Annotated in this window: 14 protein-coding genes and 1 riboswitch; of the genes, 12 read left to right on the top strand and 2 right to left on the bottom strand. The window is 37.4% G+C overall.

Translation table 11 applies throughout. The features are described from left to right. Positions 1 to 9 precede the first annotated feature (9 nt). The 3 genes from V6C17_RS04510 (at position 10) to V6C17_RS04500 (ending at position 4,028) form a co-directional block, all read left to right on the top strand. On the top strand, positions 10 to 1,581 hold the full coding sequence (locus tag V6C17_RS04510; protein WP_333521351.1) for an AbgT family transporter: 1,572 nt from the start codon (positions 10 to 12) through the stop codon (positions 1,579 to 1,581). A gap of 354 nt (positions 1,582 to 1,935) precedes the next feature. Further along, a complete protein-coding gene (locus tag V6C17_RS04505) occupies positions 1,936 to 3,264 on the top strand; it encodes an amidohydrolase (protein ID WP_333521350.1) in 1,329 nt (442 codons plus the stop codon). A 260-nt stretch (positions 3,265 to 3,524) separates the two neighbouring features. Continuing rightward, positions 3,525 to 4,028 carry a hypothetical protein gene (locus V6C17_RS04500; protein WP_333521349.1) on the top strand — a complete coding sequence of 168 codons (504 nt, stop codon included), beginning with the start codon at positions 3,525 to 3,527 and terminating at the stop codon, positions 4,026 to 4,028. A gap of 64 nt (positions 4,029 to 4,092) precedes the next feature. Here the strand turns inward: V6C17_RS04500 and V6C17_RS04495 are convergent, their stop codons facing one another. After that, positions 4,093 to 4,710, bottom strand: coding sequence for a methyltransferase (locus V6C17_RS04495; RefSeq protein WP_333521348.1), 618 nt, complete (start codon positions 4,708 to 4,710; stop codon positions 4,093 to 4,095). 781 nt (positions 4,711 to 5,491) lie between these two features. Then, complete coding sequence (locus tag V6C17_RS04490; RefSeq protein ID WP_333521347.1) at positions 5,492 to 5,644, bottom strand: hypothetical protein; 153 nt, start codon at positions 5,642 to 5,644, stop codon at positions 5,492 to 5,494. Between the two features lie 322 nt (positions 5,645 to 5,966). Beyond that, positions 5,967 to 6,052: riboswitch (cyclic di-GMP riboswitch) on the top strand. 138 nt (positions 6,053 to 6,190) lie between these two features. On the opposite strand from V6C17_RS04490, the gene V6C17_RS04485 reads away from it, so the two are divergent. The 9 genes from V6C17_RS04485 (at position 6,191) to V6C17_RS04445 (ending at position 17,969) form a co-directional block, all read left to right on the top strand. Continuing rightward, positions 6,191 to 7,345: an HD domain-containing phosphohydrolase gene (locus V6C17_RS04485; RefSeq protein WP_333521346.1), complete on the top strand. Its 1,155-nt coding sequence runs from the start codon at positions 6,191 to 6,193 to the stop codon at positions 7,343 to 7,345. A gap of 318 nt (positions 7,346 to 7,663) precedes the next feature. Next, positions 7,664 to 8,197, top strand: a complete 534-nt coding sequence (locus V6C17_RS04480) for an ECF transporter S component (RefSeq protein ID WP_333521345.1) — start codon at positions 7,664 to 7,666, stop codon at positions 8,195 to 8,197. Positions 8,198 to 8,331: 134 nt separating this feature from the next. After that, a complete protein-coding gene (locus V6C17_RS04475; protein ID WP_333521344.1) occupies positions 8,332 to 8,664 on the top strand; it encodes a hypothetical protein in 333 nt (110 codons plus the stop codon). 288 nt (positions 8,665 to 8,952) lie between these two features. Continuing rightward, complete coding sequence (locus V6C17_RS04470; protein ID WP_333521959.1) at positions 8,953 to 10,329, top strand: amino acid permease; 1,377 nt, start codon at positions 8,953 to 8,955, stop codon at positions 10,327 to 10,329. A 303-nt stretch (positions 10,330 to 10,632) separates the two neighbouring features. Then, the gene (locus V6C17_RS04465) at positions 10,633 to 11,895 is read left to right on the top strand and encodes a PTS sugar transporter subunit IIC (RefSeq protein ID WP_333521343.1); all 1,263 of its coding nucleotides are present in this window, start codon (positions 10,633 to 10,635) and stop codon (positions 11,893 to 11,895) included. Beyond that, the gene (locus tag V6C17_RS04460) at positions 11,892 to 12,794 is read left to right on the top strand and encodes a putative bifunctional diguanylate cyclase/phosphodiesterase (protein ID WP_333521342.1); all 903 of its coding nucleotides are present in this window, start codon (positions 11,892 to 11,894) and stop codon (positions 12,792 to 12,794) included. The genes V6C17_RS04465 and V6C17_RS04460 overlap by 4 nt, the downstream gene beginning before the upstream one ends. A gap of 692 nt (positions 12,795 to 13,486) precedes the next feature. Next, positions 13,487 to 15,232 carry an ABC transporter substrate binding protein gene (locus V6C17_RS04455; protein ID WP_333521341.1) on the top strand — a complete coding sequence of 582 codons (1,746 nt, stop codon included), beginning with the start codon at positions 13,487 to 13,489 and terminating at the stop codon, positions 15,230 to 15,232. A gap of 405 nt (positions 15,233 to 15,637) precedes the next feature. After that, positions 15,638 to 16,477, top strand: a complete 840-nt coding sequence (locus V6C17_RS04450; protein ID WP_333521340.1) for a DUF2935 domain-containing protein — start codon at positions 15,638 to 15,640, stop codon at positions 16,475 to 16,477. Between the two features lie 163 nt (positions 16,478 to 16,640). Next, the gene (locus tag V6C17_RS04445; RefSeq protein ID WP_333521339.1) at positions 16,641 to 17,969 is read left to right on the top strand and encodes an FAD-binding oxidoreductase; all 1,329 of its coding nucleotides are present in this window, start codon (positions 16,641 to 16,643) and stop codon (positions 17,967 to 17,969) included. The last annotated feature ends 41 nt before the right edge of the window (positions 17,970 to 18,010 follow it).

The following is an 18,010-nucleotide window of genomic DNA, read 5'->3' as shown; positions in this document are numbered from 1 at the left end:
AGGCATAATATGTCAAATCTGGAACGACGTACTATTGTTAATCCCCAAACGAGCAGTACTTTTCAAAAAGCACTGGACTTTATTGAATTTGTCGGTAACAAATTTCCCTCACCATTTATGCTGTTTGCATTATTAGCACTTTTTGTATTGTTAATATCTCAAGTATTTGAAGGAACAGCCGTTTCTTATGTTGGTAAAGGCGGGAAGATGGTAGATGTAAAGGTTCTTAGCTTGTTCAATGCCGAAGGCTTTCGCTATATGCTAACCGATATGGTTAAAAATTTTGTGAACTTCCCACCGTTGGGGTTAGTTGTTGTAATGATGCTTGCAATGGGATTAGCTGAATCTACTGGATTTGTAAGTGCACTAGTTCGCAAAATAATGATGGGAGTACCTCCCTGGGCTATTACTGCAACAATATTTTTTATTGGTATAAATGGCAACCTGGCATCTGATGCATCAATGGTGTTTGTACCTGCCGCAGCTGCAGCAGTCTACGCGGGGATGGGGCGAAATCCGATTTTAGGTATGTCGATTGCTTTTGCTGCTACTGCAGCTGGGTTTAGTGCCAATTTAATACCAGCTGGAACAGATGCTTTAATCGCTGGGATCACTCAGACGGCAATTGGTAATGTTGCTGCAACCGCAGCGTCTCCTTCGCATTTACTAATCAATTATTACTTTATGAGTTCTTCAGTAATAATACTAACAATAGTCGGAACCATTGTTGCAGAAAAGGTTGTTGCTCCCAGATTGGCTCATATGGAACTTAAGGATGTAGATTTAAGTGTTAATGAGCATAAGCTAACCGCAGAAGAAAATAAGGGTTTGAAGTATGCCGGCTGGGCGGCTTTAGTATATTTGGCAATTTTAGCGATGTTGTTAATCCCGGATTATGGTGTATTGCGTGATCCGAAGACCCATACAATTTTGCCTAAATCAGCATTCCTAGACGGTATCATTCCAATATTATTCTTCTTCTTTTTGTTTGTTGGAACTGCATTTGGTATCGGTAAAGGAGTAATAAAAAAAGAAAAAGATATTACCAATTATTTAGGCAAAGGACTAGCTGGTGCTATCAGTTTCATCGTTACAGCCTTTGCTGCTGCTCAATTCATTGCATGGTTTAACAAAACTAATTTAGCAACAGTTATCGCTGTCAAAGGAGCAAATCTTCTGCAATCTCTTGATTTTACCGGCGTTTCATTGGTTATTGCATTGATCTTGCTATCTGCGTTTGTAGATTTATTTGTAATAAGCGGTTCGGCTAAATGGCTCATTCTTGCACCGATATTTGTGCCGATGTTCGGCCTTCTGGGGTATGAACCTGCCTTAACGCAGGTAGCGTATCGAATTGGGGAAAGCTCGGTTAATTCAGTGACACCGCTTAACTACTATGTTCCTGTTATGCTTGGTATAATGAGTAGATATATGAAATTTGAGGATAAAGCTGGAATGGGTACTTTAATGGCTACTCAGATACCTTATGCCTTAGCTTTCCTGGTTGCTTGGACACTTTGGCTGCTTGTATTTATGTTCTTGAACTTACCGCTTGGTCCGGGGGCAAAAATATTTTTGTAGAATCTGATCAATAGAAGAAACTTGCTAGAAGGATGGCGAGTTTCTTCTATTGAAATGTGATATGTTGTAAGCTTAAAAACATGAACTTTTTTAGGTTTGTTATATGAAAATAGCTAAACCAAAAATAAAATTGAAGAAACACGACTTGTAACAATGTTTAGCCTTTACCAATTATCGATAGCGATTGTGCTATATTATAAAGTTTCACGGGATTTTGCAAGCTATGGATGAAATCCAATGGAGAAATATCTAAGACGGAAAGTCTTTGCCAATTTATTAAGGTTCTGTGTATAAACACGTATAAGTCGATCATATAGAAGTGTTCTTGTTTAATATTAAAAAGGAGCAGAATAAATGTTAGTAAACAAAATTATAGAAATAGCTGATAAAATACGGGAAGTTACAATTACCAGACGGCGCGATTTACACCGGTATCCTGAAGCGGCGTGGACGGAATTTCGTACGGCAGCTTTTGTTGCTGATACTCTAACATTGATAGGGTATCAGGTACAAACAGGGAATCAAGTATTAGCTGAGAAGGAAATGATGGGTGTTCCAAATGAAAATGAACTTGCTAAACATATGAAGCGGGCTATAGATCAAGGAGCGAACCCAGAATGGATAAATCAAATGGCTGGAGGCAAAACTGGCGTTGTTGCTAGTTTTAGTTTTGATAAGCAAGGACCAGTTGTCGCACTTCGGTTTGATATGGATGCTAATGACACTTGTGAGGCCGAAGAAGAACGCCATTATCCATATAAGGCCGGATTTAACTCTGTAAATAAGGATGCAATGCATGCGTGTGGTCATGACGGGCATATTTCAGTTGGTCTTGCAGTCGCGGAAATCTTAATAGAACTAAAGGATCAGCTTGCAGGAACAATAAAACTTATCTTTCAACCGGCCGAAGAAGGTGTACGAGGCGCAAAAGCCATGGTAGCACAAGGCATTGTTGATGATGTGGATTATTTGTTGGGAGCTCATCTCGGGTTTAAAGCAAAACAGACAGGGCAATTGATCTGTAATGCTACAGGTTTTTTAGCAACTAATAAATATGACGCTGAGTTCAGCGGGATGCCTGCTCACGCTGGTGCAGCCCCAGAAACGGGCAAAAATGCATTACTTGCTGCAGCATGTGCTGCATTGAATTTGCATGCTATTTCCCGGCATGGTGAGGGATCATCTAGAATCAATGTCGGTGTACTTCAAGCGGGAAGTGGACGCAATGTTATTCCTGCCAATGCTTTATTAAAGTTCGAAACGCGGGGAGCCACTAGCAAAATCAACCAATATATAGTAGATGAGGCGATAAGAGTTGTAAGATCAGCGGCAAATATGTATGATGTAGATGTGAAAATTACTCGAATGGGCAGTGCGGTAGGCGGTAATAATTCTATTGAGCTAGCTGAAAAACTGAATGAGATAGCTAAAAGATTAGAAATATTTGATGATATTATTGATACTTGCGATGCTGGCGGGAGTGAGGATTTCTCGTACTTCATGGAAAGGGTTCAGCACAATGCTGGTCAAGCGTGCTACATGATGATTGGAGCGAAACTAGCGGCAGGACATCACGATTCTTATTTTGATTTCGACGAAACTGCATTGGATCTTGCAACAAAGATGTTAGCAACCTCTGCGGTTGATCTATTAACAGGGCAGAATAAACAATGTAATCCTTAGATCGATTTGCGAGGTAACGGATAGCCTCCACCAAAAATATATATTCAACTCCACCTATATAAGGTGGAGTCATTTGCTTTTATTCTGTGATTGGTCTTTATATGAAGTGAATTTGAGAAAGTGACCAAGAAGACGGGTTTTTGCAAGTTGCCGAACCACGTTCTATGGCAATGTTAGGAAACATAACGAATTCTTGCTGCATGGGTATTGCCATGATTGTAGATAATAAGATATTACCTTATAGCAGGGGGAACTTGTGGGTGGTGGAACCAGGTTTACAAGTATCAGAAATTATGCTATCACCGGAGACTATTATTCCTGATGCGGTTTTAGACATAATTAATAATTCTTTTGTCTTTAGTATAGATGAGCTAAATAACGCAAAGATGCGTAAAAAAACTATGTATATTGCTTCAAATAAAAAGGGTGAATTTATAGGATATTGCATTATATCTGTGGGATTTCCCTTTGAGGTTGTCGGAGAGCTAAAATGTGATATAGAAGGTAAAGTCGTATGGATTGACGTGCTTGAAATCGCAGTTATACATCAAGGATATAACTATGGTCGAATGTTTGTAGAACAGATCAAGAGCAGATGTTCTTACGACATTCTACTTCTATCAATCGAAGAGTCTATATGTTTTTGGCAGCAGACAGGCTTTAAAGTCATTTGCTACTCCGGTGAAATGGCCTATATGATTTATGAAAGACAACCTAGTCGTTTGGCATTTAGCAGCGAGAATACTTTATGTTACATGATATAAGAGTGGAGTATTTCAAGCACTATCTACAGAAGAACCACTATGCGAACGCATAGTGGTTTTTTTATTAAGTACATTTTTTATAGTCTAGCCTGTACACTAAAACACTTTGACGAGGGTCGTTATCATATAGATAAGGTATTTTTATTTCATTCACAAGCACGAAGGGGGTATTTTCTAGAAAGTATATATAGTCATACGATGGATAATACAATATAATGTCTGCTGTTCTTTCAAAGCTTTCTACAGAAATCAAAATATTTCCGATAACCTTAATAAATATTTGTATTGAAAAAGGGTTAAAAAAGTAAAATTTATTATCTGAGGGTTTTATATTATATTCTTCTGCAAAGCAATTTAAGAAATTTATTTTGTTCATGCTATTTTTGTGTTTCTTTAGATAATCTTTTCTATTATCCATAGCTTGTTTATAGAAGAAGTTATTCATTTCTATACCTGTAACAGTGCAGTTGAAAAAATGATTTATGTAAAAATTAAGCCTTCCTTTTCCGCAGCCAAAGTCGACAATATTATCTTCTGCTTTGAAATTATAATGCTTATCTAATATTTCTAATACAGAGTAGGAGGTTGGCTCATATCTGTTGTAGTGCAATGAGTCATTGAATATTTTTTGTTCCCCTGAGGTGTTTATGTTCAATAGTTTTTCATAATATTGTTCATCCATTTATAGTACCTCTAATTCGAGATTTTATTTAAGTGTTATTTTATACTAATTTTTAAATATAGAGAGAAATAATAAAAAGATCAAAACGGTTTATATTCTCATACCTCTATCTAATTTGTGGAAGCATTGTGCGTTTATGTATTTACAGATACTGTAAATATGTCGGATTTTGTAGTTTTAAAGCTCGGTATGGCTCTAATCAGAACTAAGCGGGCGTTATTTTAATCATATAGTACCTAATTTAAGTTTACCTAATTTTAAACCCCGGTTACAGTCTAAATGTCTTTTAAGTGTCTTTGCAAGAAGTTTTTAACAGGAGTACAATAAAAGAGTCATATATTACTTCAAATTCTGTTACATTTCCTGTTATATTCAGTCTTTTCTTGATGAATTGTTAAGTATTGACTGAAAAATGTGGTAAAGAAAGGGATGGTATTATGGCATTTAAGATTGGCGCAGCCGCAATGGTTTTTATTGCAGCTTCTTTATTTGTGCTAAACTTAGTTCACTTAACTGGCGCAATTTAATTGTGAGGTAAGTAAACTGACAAATATATGACAATGAAAAGACACCACCAAATATTTGGATGGTGTTTTTTTTGCCATGTTTAGATAGGTGATATAGAGGTAGCAGTAATATAAGTATGCATTCAGATTGTATGAGTCACTTACAGATGCTACATCAATTGATTTATTAGCTATTCCATAAAAGTGTTTTGCCCTCTAGCTCAGTGCTGAGCTAGAGGGCATTTTCTTCTATGAACTCGTTATTAAATACAAAATTAGGAGCCTTCTCCGTGACGCTCGCCAGTGTGGTGCTGATTTCTTAGTTTTTTTGATCCGGTATTCGGCTCACGCATATGGTGGTCGTTATCCTTTGCATGTATAGGTTCATTTGACGGATCAATTACAGGATAAGTTTCGGGCTTAGACATATTATCTCCTCCAGTTTATTAATACTAGTGATTTCGTCTGGTCTTGCTACTTTGTTAGTTAACATAAGCGTGTCTAAAAAACTCTTTGACGTAGTTAGGGTTAGTTAGAAGATATGGTCTTAAATTGTTTCATACTAACGTGTATCGTGTATTATCTTGCCTGCACTTTAATTTTGCCTATCAAGCGCGATAAACCGTCATGAACACTATTAATATATTGTGGTGACTTATTTAGTTTTATCCGTGGAAGATTTGGGTTAAGTTTTAATTTTGGACAATTGCCCTAGAGGAATAGACATGATGACAGTAGAATGTAAAATTAGACAATATTCGGCAAACTTACTGAAAGGTAAGGACGCAAAGCTATGGGTCTAAGGTCGTGGAGACTATGATTGCCAGGTTGCTGTTTAATTCGTTAAGTAACACCTGGGTCCGCCTGGGTGTGTTTTTTGACGGTTGCCGAATACCGGCAAAGCATTAATATGTGAAAGTGACTAGTAATTCTGCTCATAAGCCTAGCTTGGGAAGGTCGTGAAGGGAATTAAGATGAAAAAAAATGCAGTACTATTATGCTTCGTGGTGGTCTCAATTAATATTTTCAGCACTATAATACATGAATTGGTTGATTACCATGGTAATAATTTTTTTATATTATTACATAGCTTAAGCTTTTTGCTACTTTTGTTAATTGCATATACTACTTTTGTTGAAAATCGAAAAGCAGCGAGGAATACTCAATCTAAAATTAAGGAATCTTTTGATGCGATGAAATCGCTGTTTATGCATATGCCAGGTGCTGTTATGACTTTAAAGAAAGACTTTACTATTATTGAGGTCAACGAATTAGTCAAAAGTGCTACAGGATTCAATCTCAGTGAAATTCAAGGTAAAAAGTGTTACGACGTGTTAGGCAATGGTGACATTTGTTGTGATTGCCTTGTGCAGACCGCGCTGGCCTCTGGAAAACCTCAGTATGGTACAAGGATAAAATACGAGAAAGATAGCAAAACAATATACGGAAAACAAACAGTTATTCCAATTAGGGATGAATGTGGAAATATTGAGTATCTTTATGAGATAGTAACAGATATAACGCAAGAAGTGTTTTTAGAAAAGGAAAACTCAGAGATTCTAATGGACATTGTAACCTCATTGGCTCATCTTATCGAAACTAGAGACCCGTCAACAGGAACCCATTGTATCAACGTACAACGAATAGCCTTATTAATTGGTGAAATCATGGGACTAAATAATGCGGTTTTAAAAGAACTGAGTATTGCAGCTATCCTCCATGATATTGGGAAAATAGGGATTCCCGAATCAATTCTAAATAAACCAGAGCGCCTTAATGCTGTTGAGTTTTTGATAATACAGCGTCATCCTCAGATCGGGTACAATGCAATAAAGCATATCAAGCGACTGCAAGTGGTTAGCGAAGCCATTCTAGATCATCACGAACATTATAATGGTGAAGGATATCCTAATGGTAAAAAGAAAGATGAAATATCTATGATTGCCAGAATTCTCACTGTTGCAGACGTATATGAGGCATTGACCTCTGATAGAGTATATCGTAAGGCAATGAGTACTAAACAAGCTGTGGAAATAATAGGCAAAGGAAAGGGACGACAGTTTGATCCAAGAGTTGTTGACGCATTATTTGAGCTAGTATATACGAAAAAGATAAAACAAATCTGTTAACAAAAGTTGCGCTTTCTGTGCAGATGTAGGAGGCGTGATTTTTTATTTTTGGATATTCCAACTATTTATATAAAAACTCTTAGTAACATGTTTTATGTTCATATAGTTTTTGCCATTATTAGACTGGAAGCTTAGCTAAGTCGAAAAATTCAAAGATAGTACTATCTAAATAGCATATTTTATTGTATACAGAATGAACGTTTTTGTAATGGGTGTTGCATCAAAATTGTTACTATGTTATCTTATATATTATTTGTAGGAAGCATTTGAGTATTTTAAAAGAAATAATTGTCATTTAGTGAAAGGTAGGAGACTCGGATGGAACAGCAATCTTTTAGTAAAACAAAACAACTAGTTTATGCAGCATTGGGCATTGCCCTCGTTTTTATTTGTACAGTTTTTGTAAATGTTCGTCTGCCCATTGCCGCTAACGGCGGATTGGTTCATTTGGGAAATGTACCCCTATTTATTATTGCTATTCTCTATGGTCGGCGGTTCGGCGCTTTGGCGGGTGGAATCGGTATGGCGATTTTTGATATAATAGGCGGATGGTTTTTATGGGCCCCGTTTACTCTGATTATTGTCGGTCTTATGGGGTATACGGTTGGCGCTATATGCGAAAAGCGCCATACTCTCTCAGCTTATGTTATGGCGCTAGCGGCTGCTTGTCTCATAAAGGTGGTCGGTTATTATATAGCCGAAGGTATTATTTATGGTAATTGGCTGGCACCAATGACGTCTATTCCTGGCAATCTTGTTCAGATTGGAGTAGCGGCAGTTGTTGTGTTGCCTGTAGTATCAAAACTTAGAAAGCATCTTGCAGCTTCTTCCCTGGCGGTGGCCCGTAAATAAAAGACAAAGCTTCAGTAGGTAAAGCCCCTTTTTGATGAATATATTTTTGCAATGAGATTAACTGAAAAATTTGCTATATGTTTTCTTGGTAATACCTGATAAAATCAAAATATAATAAAAAAGGGGGGACAAACATGCAATACCAATATAAGCAAGAAAAGCAAATGCAAATGAATGATAAGCCATTAATTAAAGCGGATAATAAAATATACCGTGTTCAGAACCCTGTTCGCAGCGAACTATCCTTGTCGGTCTTTTTTCTATTTAAATCTCATATTTCTCGTAGCGTGAAAAAAACATTAGAAAAATACCCCCAGACTAATATTATTTTTGGGAAGTCGGGCGGCTCCTGGTGGAAACCAGAATATCATATTGTAGTTGGTGGAAAGACGAAGAAAGCTGTTCAAGCTGCCGCTGAAATGCTGCAAAAAACTTTGAATGGCGGGAAAGAAAAAACTACTAAATAATTAATAATGCCCTACAGTTCACTTTAAGAGCTGTAGGGCATTTTTTATAATGGCTATTATCGGCCGGAAGTAGTGGAATCCATTCCTAAGATCAGCCTTCCGGTATCACTAAGATAGGTCCTGTGGGAGGCAGTTGATTGTCTTCCACTGACACCTAATTTGTTATTTGAATAAATCAGGAATAATTTTGTATTTTTTACATTTTGGCATTGATTGGGAAAAAGATTATGATTATAATCATTTACATAGAACAATTAAAGAGTACTGGAGGAATGATACTTGAAAGAAATGGCAACAAATCAAGAATTGAAGCGCGGGCTAAAAAGCAGACATTTGCAGATGATTGCCTTGGGTGGAATTATCGGCAGCGGTTACTTTTTAGGCAGTGGCTATATAATAGGGAAAGCTGGCCCAGCGTCAGTGTTGGCGTATCTACTGGGTGGTCTTATTGTTTATGCTGTAATGGTTTGTTTGGGTGAGCTTGCTGTTGCACGACCAGTTACTGGCTCATTTATTAGCTACACCAGAGATTATATATCACCAGCTTGGGCATGTGGTGTAGGCTGGTGTTACTGGATGACATGGGTTACCTATGTTCCATCTGAGATGATTGCAGCAGGCATTATTATGAATGGTTTTTTTCCAGTAGTCGGTTCGATGTGGTGGGCTGTGCTGTTTGGTTTGGCTATAACGTTCATTAACTTGTCACGGGTCAACCTGTTTGGTGAAATGGAATTTTGGCTAGCGTTAATTAAAATCGCCGCATTGGTTATGTTTACTGGATTAGCAATTTTAATCTTTTTTGGTGTCATTGGTGGTGGGGGCGAGATGCTCGGAACCAGTGTACTATTGTCAAGTGGTGGTTTTGCACCTGAGGGTTATTGGGCAGTCTTATTAACTATGGTAATTATTTTGGTAAACTTTCAGGGCTCAGAAATTATTGGTTTGGCAGCCGGGGAAAGCAAAGAACCTGCAAAGGCTATTCCCGAGACAATCAAGCAAGTCACTGTTAGGGTTATTGCTCTCTATATCATCCCTATGCTGCTTTTAGTGACGATTTTTCCATGGGATAAGGCTAGCCTGGAGACCAGTGTATTTGCCGCAGCGCTTAGTTCTTATGGTTTGGAATGGGTAGGCGCAATTTTTTCCTTTGTTGTGCTTACTGCTGCAATATCATGTTCAAACTCGGGATTATATGGCTGTACTAGGGCCATGTATGCGTTAGCTCAAGAGGGGATGGCCCCAAAGTGGTTAGGTAGACTCAATAATCAAGGTGTACCTCAGAATGCCACAGTGCTTTCAATTTTCGTATGTTGGATAGGCGTAGTTTTATATACGTTTGATCAAGATCAGGGTATTTACACTTATTTATTAGCACTATCCGGCTTTACCGGTGCAATTGCTTGGATATCCATCTGCTGGAGCCAGCTTAATTTCCGTCGTCAGCTTAAACCATCTGAGGTTGAGTCTCTTAAATATAGGGCTCCGCTCTTTCCATATGTAACTCAATTTGGTATTTGGGCGCAGATTGCCTGTCTTATATTTGTCGCCTTTACCGAAGAACTTAGAACATCACTGTATATTGGAATTCCACTATTGGTTATACCGATCATTGTTTACCGCATGGTAGCTATGCGCCGTAAACAGCTAATTGTAGAATCATAAATATAAAATGCCGCCCAATGTAGATAGATATCTATTTACTTTAGGCGGCCTTCTTTTATGCAAGTATCGCGCCTATGCTGAATTTTATGCGCGATATTTCTAGTGTTAAATATTTTGCTATCTATTGTCGAATAAGGTAATTTAAGGATATAATGTTATGGTATGGAAATTAAATATTGATGATAATTCGATGGCGAAATATAAATCATAAAATAATTCTATAATTTGCAACTATAACGAGTAATGTTTCCATCTAAAGTTTTATCAATATAGAGCAAACAATGGATGAGAGGTTTCGGAAAAATGAATAGTGTTCAACTGGTGGATATTATAGCGAATCAACGGCATATTGCAGCAGTGCGCAGGGCAGTTTTGCTTAATATCCCAATTTTCGTTATAGGTGCATTTTCAACAATGCTATCTGAAGTGACTATATTGTGGTATCAGCAATTGATGCTAGCGTGGTTTGGGGCTAACTGGTCTGCATTTTGGCATTCAGTTACTAGTGCCTCGTTAAATGGAATTTCAATTTCGCTGGTACTATCAATAAGTTATTTTTTATGTGAAAAAACTGAACAGGTTAAAAGGGGGCAAGTACACCCATTAGCCGTTGCTATAGTATCCTTCGCCTGCTATTTAACTTTTGTGCAGACCTATCTACACAATGTCTCTTGGGAAATTTCTTTTTCATCTCTAGGAGTAGGCTGTGTATTTTGTGCCATTGTTACCGCTATTATATCGACGGAAATCTTTCTGTTTTTATTATCAATTAATAAACTTAATATTGAGCTATTTACCGATATAGCAGATCCAATTTTACAGCAAGTATTATCTTGTATTATTCCAGCTATTGGGACAATCGTAATTATTGCCGTATTAAATATATTTCTAGTTGGTCCAAATATAGAATATTTAAATAGTGGTTTTTACAATTGGTTTGCAGGGGTAATTCAGGAAATTGAAAGCCCTTTAGCTAAAATGATTGTATTGATTCTGTTAATTCATGTGTTTTGGTTCCTAGGTTTACATGGAAGTAATATCATGGAACCTTTTTTACAATATATAAAATTAGAAGATTTACAGATGATATACAAACTTGCTGATGGTAGTAACATCGCAGGTGAAGCATTTACAAAAACGTTGATGGATAGCTTCGTATTAATCGGTGGAGCGGGTTCTACAATATGCTTAATGTTGGCGCTCTATCTTGTTTCAAGGCGAGGTAATATGGCGTGGCTGACTAAGCTTTCTATAGTTCCTGCAATCTTTAATATTAATGAAATATTAATATTTGGGTTACCTATTGTACTTAACCCGATATTTCTAATTCCCTTTATTACGGTACCTTTAGTGCTTACTTGTGTGTCCTACTCAGCGATTAGTACGGGATTAATCTCAATAGTTGTCGAAAGTGTACATTGGACAACACCACCATTTATTAGTGGGTATATTGCTACTAATTCTTGGAGCGGCGTAGCGTTACAAATAGTACAAATTTTAATTGGTTCAGCGATCTATTTGCCGTTTATAATAATAAATGAAAAACAAAAAAAAGGCGAGATATGAAATCCCTAAGTATACTTCTCAGGGAGGTAAACAAATCTTATCCTCACCTTCGTGAACAACTTCTGACAAGAAATGATAGTGTAGGCGTATTGGCACGGGTTCTTGTGCATGATATTAAAATTGCTTTGGCCAAAGGGGAATTCACACTTGTATATCAGCCTCAGTTCGACTCCACTAATCGCATGATTGGCGTTGAAGCACTATTAAGATGGTCGCATAAACAATATGGCAGCATTTCGCCATTATTAATTATTGCAATTGCCGAAGAAACGGGATTAATTAGAGATATTGGAAATTGGGTAATTAGTGCTGCTTGTCGGCAATTGCGTGACTGGAAGAGAAGTGGCATTGATAGGATCAGAATGTCGGTCAATGTTTCAGCGGTACAGTTGCAGGACAAAGATTTTACAAATGATTTATTGGCTACAATTAAAATTAATGGACTACGACCTAGCGACCTTGAAATTGAGATTACTGAAAACATAGCACTTAACGACGATGTTCGGACAAGACACAACCTTGATAAAATGAGGGAAACGGGCATACGAATAGCCATTGATGATTTTGGGATGGGGCATACTTCCTTACGATATATAAAGGACTATAGAGTCGATACTCTCAAGATTGATCAGATATTAAGCAAGGACGTAGTTGATGATAAAAACTGTCAAGAGATAATTAATTCTATCGTATCACTGTGCTCTTCGCTTGAAATTGATACTATTGTCGAATATGTTGAATCGCAAGAGCAGCGAGATATGTTACAAGAACTTGGATGCAGGCAATATCAGGGCTATTACTACAGTCCTCCACTAACAGCTGAACAGTTAATGAACTATGTTAATAATAGCAGTGAGGAACAGGTCGAAGCTGTAGCGGCGGCCATAAATAATAGTTAGTCTCAATTGCTAGGGCTTTATGGTAGAGCTAATGGTGTTAAACATATTTAGGTTAAAATGATAGTTGGGATAAAAATGAATTTTTTTTGGTAAAGCAAATAGCTCCGCACCAATCGTTAAGACTGGGGTGGAGCTATTAATTTTAGTATTTGTGTTCATACCTAATACTTGTTTAGAGATAGCTTTCTTTGGAAATTTGAAAACTAGCAAGCAAGAACCGTCCTTTTCTTTTAGGCCAATTGACAAAGAAATCCATAATGTAATACTTCTTGAAGACATTAATTTGGAAAAGATGAATATATAGAAAAAGCTATAAATTCTGGAGTCAAAAAGAAAATAAGCAGCGCTATTACGAAGATCTTAAGCCCCTCGTTCTATGTCCATGCTAAGATGCATTTTGATATCTTAGTATGTCAGTGCCTTTGAAATGTTTCTTTGAAGAGCTTATGATATTAATTAATTGTTTTTTGTCGAACTTTTATTAATTTGGCAGGGGGAACAATCCATTAGAGAGAATAAATGGATAATTCCCCATAAAGGAGAATACTATTAAGCTCAAGTTATATTGAAATGAACTTGGGATATTCATTTCTGTTGATTATCAGTAGCTTTATGTTGGATTTCAACAAAGTTTGGTGGAGGATCAGATAATTTTTACTAGATTAATATCAATTAAAAAACTGGGTTTTACTTTGTTAATCTTTTGTTATGCTATTTCTTTTTGCAACGCGGCTGCTCAAATAGAAAAAAATATACTTGTGCTGCTCCCGCACACCCCGGACTTTCCACTGCATACAGATTTTAACAAAGGACTGCAACAAGGATTTCAGAATAATACTCAATATAAAGTCAATTATTCGTATGAATATTTTGGCTTAGCGCATCACACCAATGAGAAGTATCTTGCTGATACAGCGCAATATTTTAAAGCCAAATATGAAAGACATCAGCCAGATTTGATTATTGCCGGCGGGGAATTAAATCAGTTTATTCTCAATTATGGTAAAAATGTATTCCCAACTGTGCCAATGATCATAGTATGGGATCAAGATACAAAGGAATTGAGGGAGATACCGGAAGATGTTACTGTGGTTACCGGTATTGAAACAGATAATTATAATAGTAATATTCGAAATATCCTGCAGCTTAATCCATTAACTGCCAAAATATATATTGTCGTTGGTGATTCATCTGAAGAACAAAGAGTTGTTGGGGAATTAAAACAAACCATAAGTAAGTATCCCCAAGTGGAATTCGCCTTTTTGAATAAGCTCCCCTATGATCAAATGCTGGAATGTGTCGGTAATGCCAGTGACAATTCGGCAATTCTATTTATAAGGTGGGTTACGGATGTAAAGGGAAAGAATTTTATTCCCGAACAAGTTCTTGAAGCGATATGCCGAGAAGTGCAAGCTCCTGTTTATGCAACTATCAGACATGCTATTGGTAAGGGAATTGTTGGTGGTCATCTCTATAATTATGAATTGGTCGGGCGTAATATCGCCCAATATGGAGTGCAAATATTTGAAGGAAGACAGCCGTCCGAGGTTATTCTGGAGAATGTTTCACCAAATGAATATGTATTTGACTGGAGAGCGTTAAAACGGTGGGGCATATCTGAGAAGCGCCTTCCCCAAGGCAGTATAATTGAATATAGGGAAAGCAGTATTTGGGATTTATATAAGTGGTATATTATTGGCGGCATAATTTTGTTCTTGATTGAAACTGCGTTAATATTAGCGCTTTTGGCTAATAGGACAAGGCGAAAAAAAGCGGAAAATAACTTGATGCACTTGAATATGACACTAGAAAATAGAGTTTCGGAGCGGACCCAAGAATTACAGGATAAAAACGTTCAATTAAAGATGGCTCATCAAGGATTAGAGTTACTGAATCAGCAATTAGATCTGATTTCGCGAACGGATGCGTTGACCGGTCTTTATAATCGGAGACATATGGAAAGCAAAATTCAAGAAGAATTTGCAAAGTATCTTAGCAACGGATCTGAATTTGCTATTATAATTGCTGATATCGATTCATTTAAAAAGGTAAACGATGTGTATGGACATGATGCTGGAGATTGTTTATTACGCTGTGTATCGGAAGATATTAGAAAATTGGTTAGAAAGTCTGATACTGTTGCACGGTGGGGAGGCGAAGAATTTCTACTGCTGTTGCCAGCTACAGTTTCGGAAAACGCCAAGGAACGAGCGGAACGCATTAGAAGTACGGTGGAGAAGAAGGTATATTTTTGCGGAGAAGTACGCTTGTCGGTAACTTTGACATTAGGCGTATCTGTTATTAGCAAAGATGATACTATAGCTAATGTCATAAAGAGAGCAGATTATTCGTTGTATCAAGGAAAACGTGCAGGACGAAACTGTGTAGTTTTTTTAGATACTGCATCGATGATGGACAATTATACTAAGAATCGATGATTTTTTTAATACAGTATTAGTCGCAGAAAAGCGTCTCTAATCATTGCGACAGACAATGGTATACTTATATTTCAATATAGATGTGAATATATTCCAAAAGGCAGCGTCTACCAAAGGGGTAGCCGCTGTTTTTTTATGAACGTAAAGCATATGTTGTAGGTGTTTTGAGAGGCCAGAGCTGGGAAGGAATTCATTTCAGATGTAGTTATAGGTCGTAACAGCGGACTACCTATTTTAAATTTTTTATTAGGTTAACTAGTGACGGTTGAACTGTCCCTGATCTACTGCTGCATTGCTGAACAATAACGATGATTACCCAACGTTCGTTCTAGAAATTATAAAATTCACCTAGCTAATCAAGCACACATATTATGTAATATAGTATTGATTAAGGAGGGGTTTTTAGTGGATATTTTCTGTAAAGAGGTAAAGCCTTACGAAGATTTGACTATGAAGCAGATTCAATTTTGGCTTCGAATAATGAAAGAACATTCCTTGTTCATGAAACTAGGATTTAGTTGTGATGATACTAAACTAATTGAAGAAGCGGAATGCTTTTATAACCTGTTCGAGGATTTACAACGGCTTTCGCAACGAATTTGTAATGAAGATGACTTTAGAAATTTTGTTTGTGAGGTTATGGTTGCAGTCAAAAGAATATTTGCTTTTAAACGGCACGTATTGCATTTATTAATCGAATGTAAAATTGGCGGCTCAAATTATCCATTGCTTGTAGATCACATTTCTCGTGAGGCACTGTACTTTCTGAAACTCTTGGAAAAAATCAATGATGGTGATATGAAATATCCAGTAGATTCAATTGTAAGCGATAATATCTTCTGGTTGCGAATAATGGGAGATCATGCTAAATTCATCGCTGGGTTACTTGATCCTTCAGAGAGAGGCTTTATAACACAAGCAAACGACTTTACAGTTAAGTTTGAGCAATTACAACTGCACGCTCGCGATCTAGATAGTATGCTTTGGCATTTCCGTCCTAATAATGACTTAGTTCGTTTCGAAGGCGATGTAACAGAAGCCGTTAATCAAATACGAGATTTTAAAGAAGCGGCTAGAGATTTAATCCAAGCATGCAAGGTCGTATCGTTGATACCACCGTTGCTAGCAGATCACGTACTCCGTGAAGCTGAACACTTCTTAGAAATTTTGGAACAAATTAAAGAAGACTTAGCGGCAACGAACAATTTTAATTGCGGTACTAACATAATTACGTGCGACTATTAAATAAAACAATTTGCTACGTTTTAAAAAAGCGCGTGGCAATCTGAAAGAGTATAAGCCAGCGGCCATTGGTCGACTGGCTTTGTCGCGTCTAGGGTTCTAAGGATAAGTTTCCGCGAGTAACTAATTTACATAGTATATATAAAAGCAATTAGGCGGTGAGAAAATGAAATATACAGGATTAACCGGAAAAATTGTAGTACCAGGTGATCCTGAATATGCTCAAGCTAGGGAAGATTATAATATCGCAATAAATAGATATCCTTCAGTTATTGTCTATTGTTCTGATGCAGGCGACATCGCTAATGCAATACTTTGGTCAAGAAAACATGGGATTGAGCTTCGGGTTAGGTCGGGAGGTCATGACTATGAGGGGTATTCGAACGGCACACTAAAAATGGTTATAGATACATCAACAATGAACAAGATAGAAGTAAATAATCAAGAAGGCACTGTTGAAGTCCAAGCCGGAACTAGGTTATTACCTCTATATGAATGTGTCTATAAACACGGTTACACTTTCCCAGGAGGAACCTGTCCAACAGTAGCAATATCGGGCTTAGTGTTGGGAGGGGGCATTGGATTATCTACCCGTTATCTAGGTTTAACGGCTGATAGTCTGTTAGAAGCGAATATGCTCGATTTCGAGGGCAGGCAGATAACGGCAAATTACCACTGCAATTCAGACTTGTTCTGGGCATTAAGAGGGGCTGGGGGCGGTAATTTTGGTGTTATAAGTGATTATAAGTTTAAATTAAAAAGTAAAGTAGATAACATAACGCTGGTTCAGCTAAGATGGGATAATAACATACTGGCTAGAAACAGCTTTCTAAAGGTGTGGCAGGAGATGCTGTATCAGTTAGACCGCCGGATCAGCTTATTTGGTGGGATATATAAAGCTGGAGCCTGGGTAAATGCTTTTTTCTATGGTACAGTTTCAGAGGCGAGACGTATTTTGCAACCTCTACTGGATATACCTGGTTTAACTCTTGACACTATTAAATACGTTCCGTTTATTAATGCCATAAAAACTATCGGAGCGATATATCCAAAGCAGGAAGCCTTTCAAGCAGCAGGAAGATTTGTCCAAAGGTTTTTCTCGAGAGAAGAATTAGGGAGACTGATTGATATAGTTGATAAAGCTCCTTCCGAGAATAATTCCTCGATACGTGTATATTCTCTGGGGGGAGCTGTGCGCGATATCAAAGCACACGAGACAGCTTTCTCCTATAGGCAGGCCGACTATATTATAGCGCTAGTATCTTCATGGCATTGCAAAGAAGAAGCCGAAAAACATCGGAGATGGGTTGGTGTTGGGTATAAATATGTACACACAATTACTTGTGGATCATATATAAACTTCCCATATAGCAAAACCCCCGACTATGAGCAAGCATATTTCGGGCATAACCTAACCAGGCTGCAGTATATCAAGAAAACGTATGATCCTTTAAATATTTTCTGCTTTCCTCAAAGCATAAGCCTACCATCGTGAAAAGACTGAGCCAGAAAAATCCCCTTTAGGACGAGTTAAGT

It is taken from the genome of Dendrosporobacter sp. 1207_IL3150 (assembly GCF_036763085.1).
Classification (GTDB): Bacteria; Bacillota; Negativicutes; order DSM-1736; family Dendrosporobacteraceae; genus JBAIYU01.
This window is presented reverse-complemented; position numbering and strand designations above follow the sequence as displayed.

Bases quoted from the DNA above. Each gene is read 5' to 3' on its own strand.
- V6C17_RS04470 (WP_333521959.1), top strand. From the start codon at position 8,953: ATGGCAACAAATCAAGAATTGAAGCGCGGGCTAAAAAGCAGACATTTG.
- V6C17_RS04505 (WP_333521350.1), top strand. From the start codon at position 1,936: ATGTTAGTAAACAAAATTATAGAAATAGCTGATAAAATACGGGAAGTT.
- V6C17_RS04485 (WP_333521346.1), top strand. From the start codon at position 6,191: ATGAAAAAAAATGCAGTACTATTATGCTTCGTGGTGGTCTCAATTAAT.
- V6C17_RS04480 (WP_333521345.1), top strand. From the start codon at position 7,664: ATGGAACAGCAATCTTTTAGTAAAACAAAACAACTAGTTTATGCAGCA.
- V6C17_RS04490 (WP_333521347.1), bottom strand. From the start codon at position 5,644: ATGTCTAAGCCCGAAACTTATCCTGTAATTGATCCGTCAAATGAACCT.
- V6C17_RS04465 (WP_333521343.1), top strand. From the start codon at position 10,633: ATGAATAGTGTTCAACTGGTGGATATTATAGCGAATCAACGGCATATT.
- V6C17_RS04495 (WP_333521348.1), bottom strand. From the start codon at position 4,710: ATGGATGAACAATATTATGAAAAACTATTGAACATAAACACCTCAGGG.
- V6C17_RS04445 (WP_333521339.1), top strand. From the start codon at position 16,641: ATGAAATATACAGGATTAACCGGAAAAATTGTAGTACCAGGTGATCCT.
- V6C17_RS04460 (WP_333521342.1), top strand. From the start codon at position 11,892: ATGAAATCCCTAAGTATACTTCTCAGGGAGGTAAACAAATCTTATCCT.
- V6C17_RS04510 (WP_333521351.1), top strand. From the start codon at position 10: ATGTCAAATCTGGAACGACGTACTATTGTTAATCCCCAAACGAGCAGT.
- V6C17_RS04475 (WP_333521344.1), top strand. From the start codon at position 8,332: ATGCAATACCAATATAAGCAAGAAAAGCAAATGCAAATGAATGATAAG.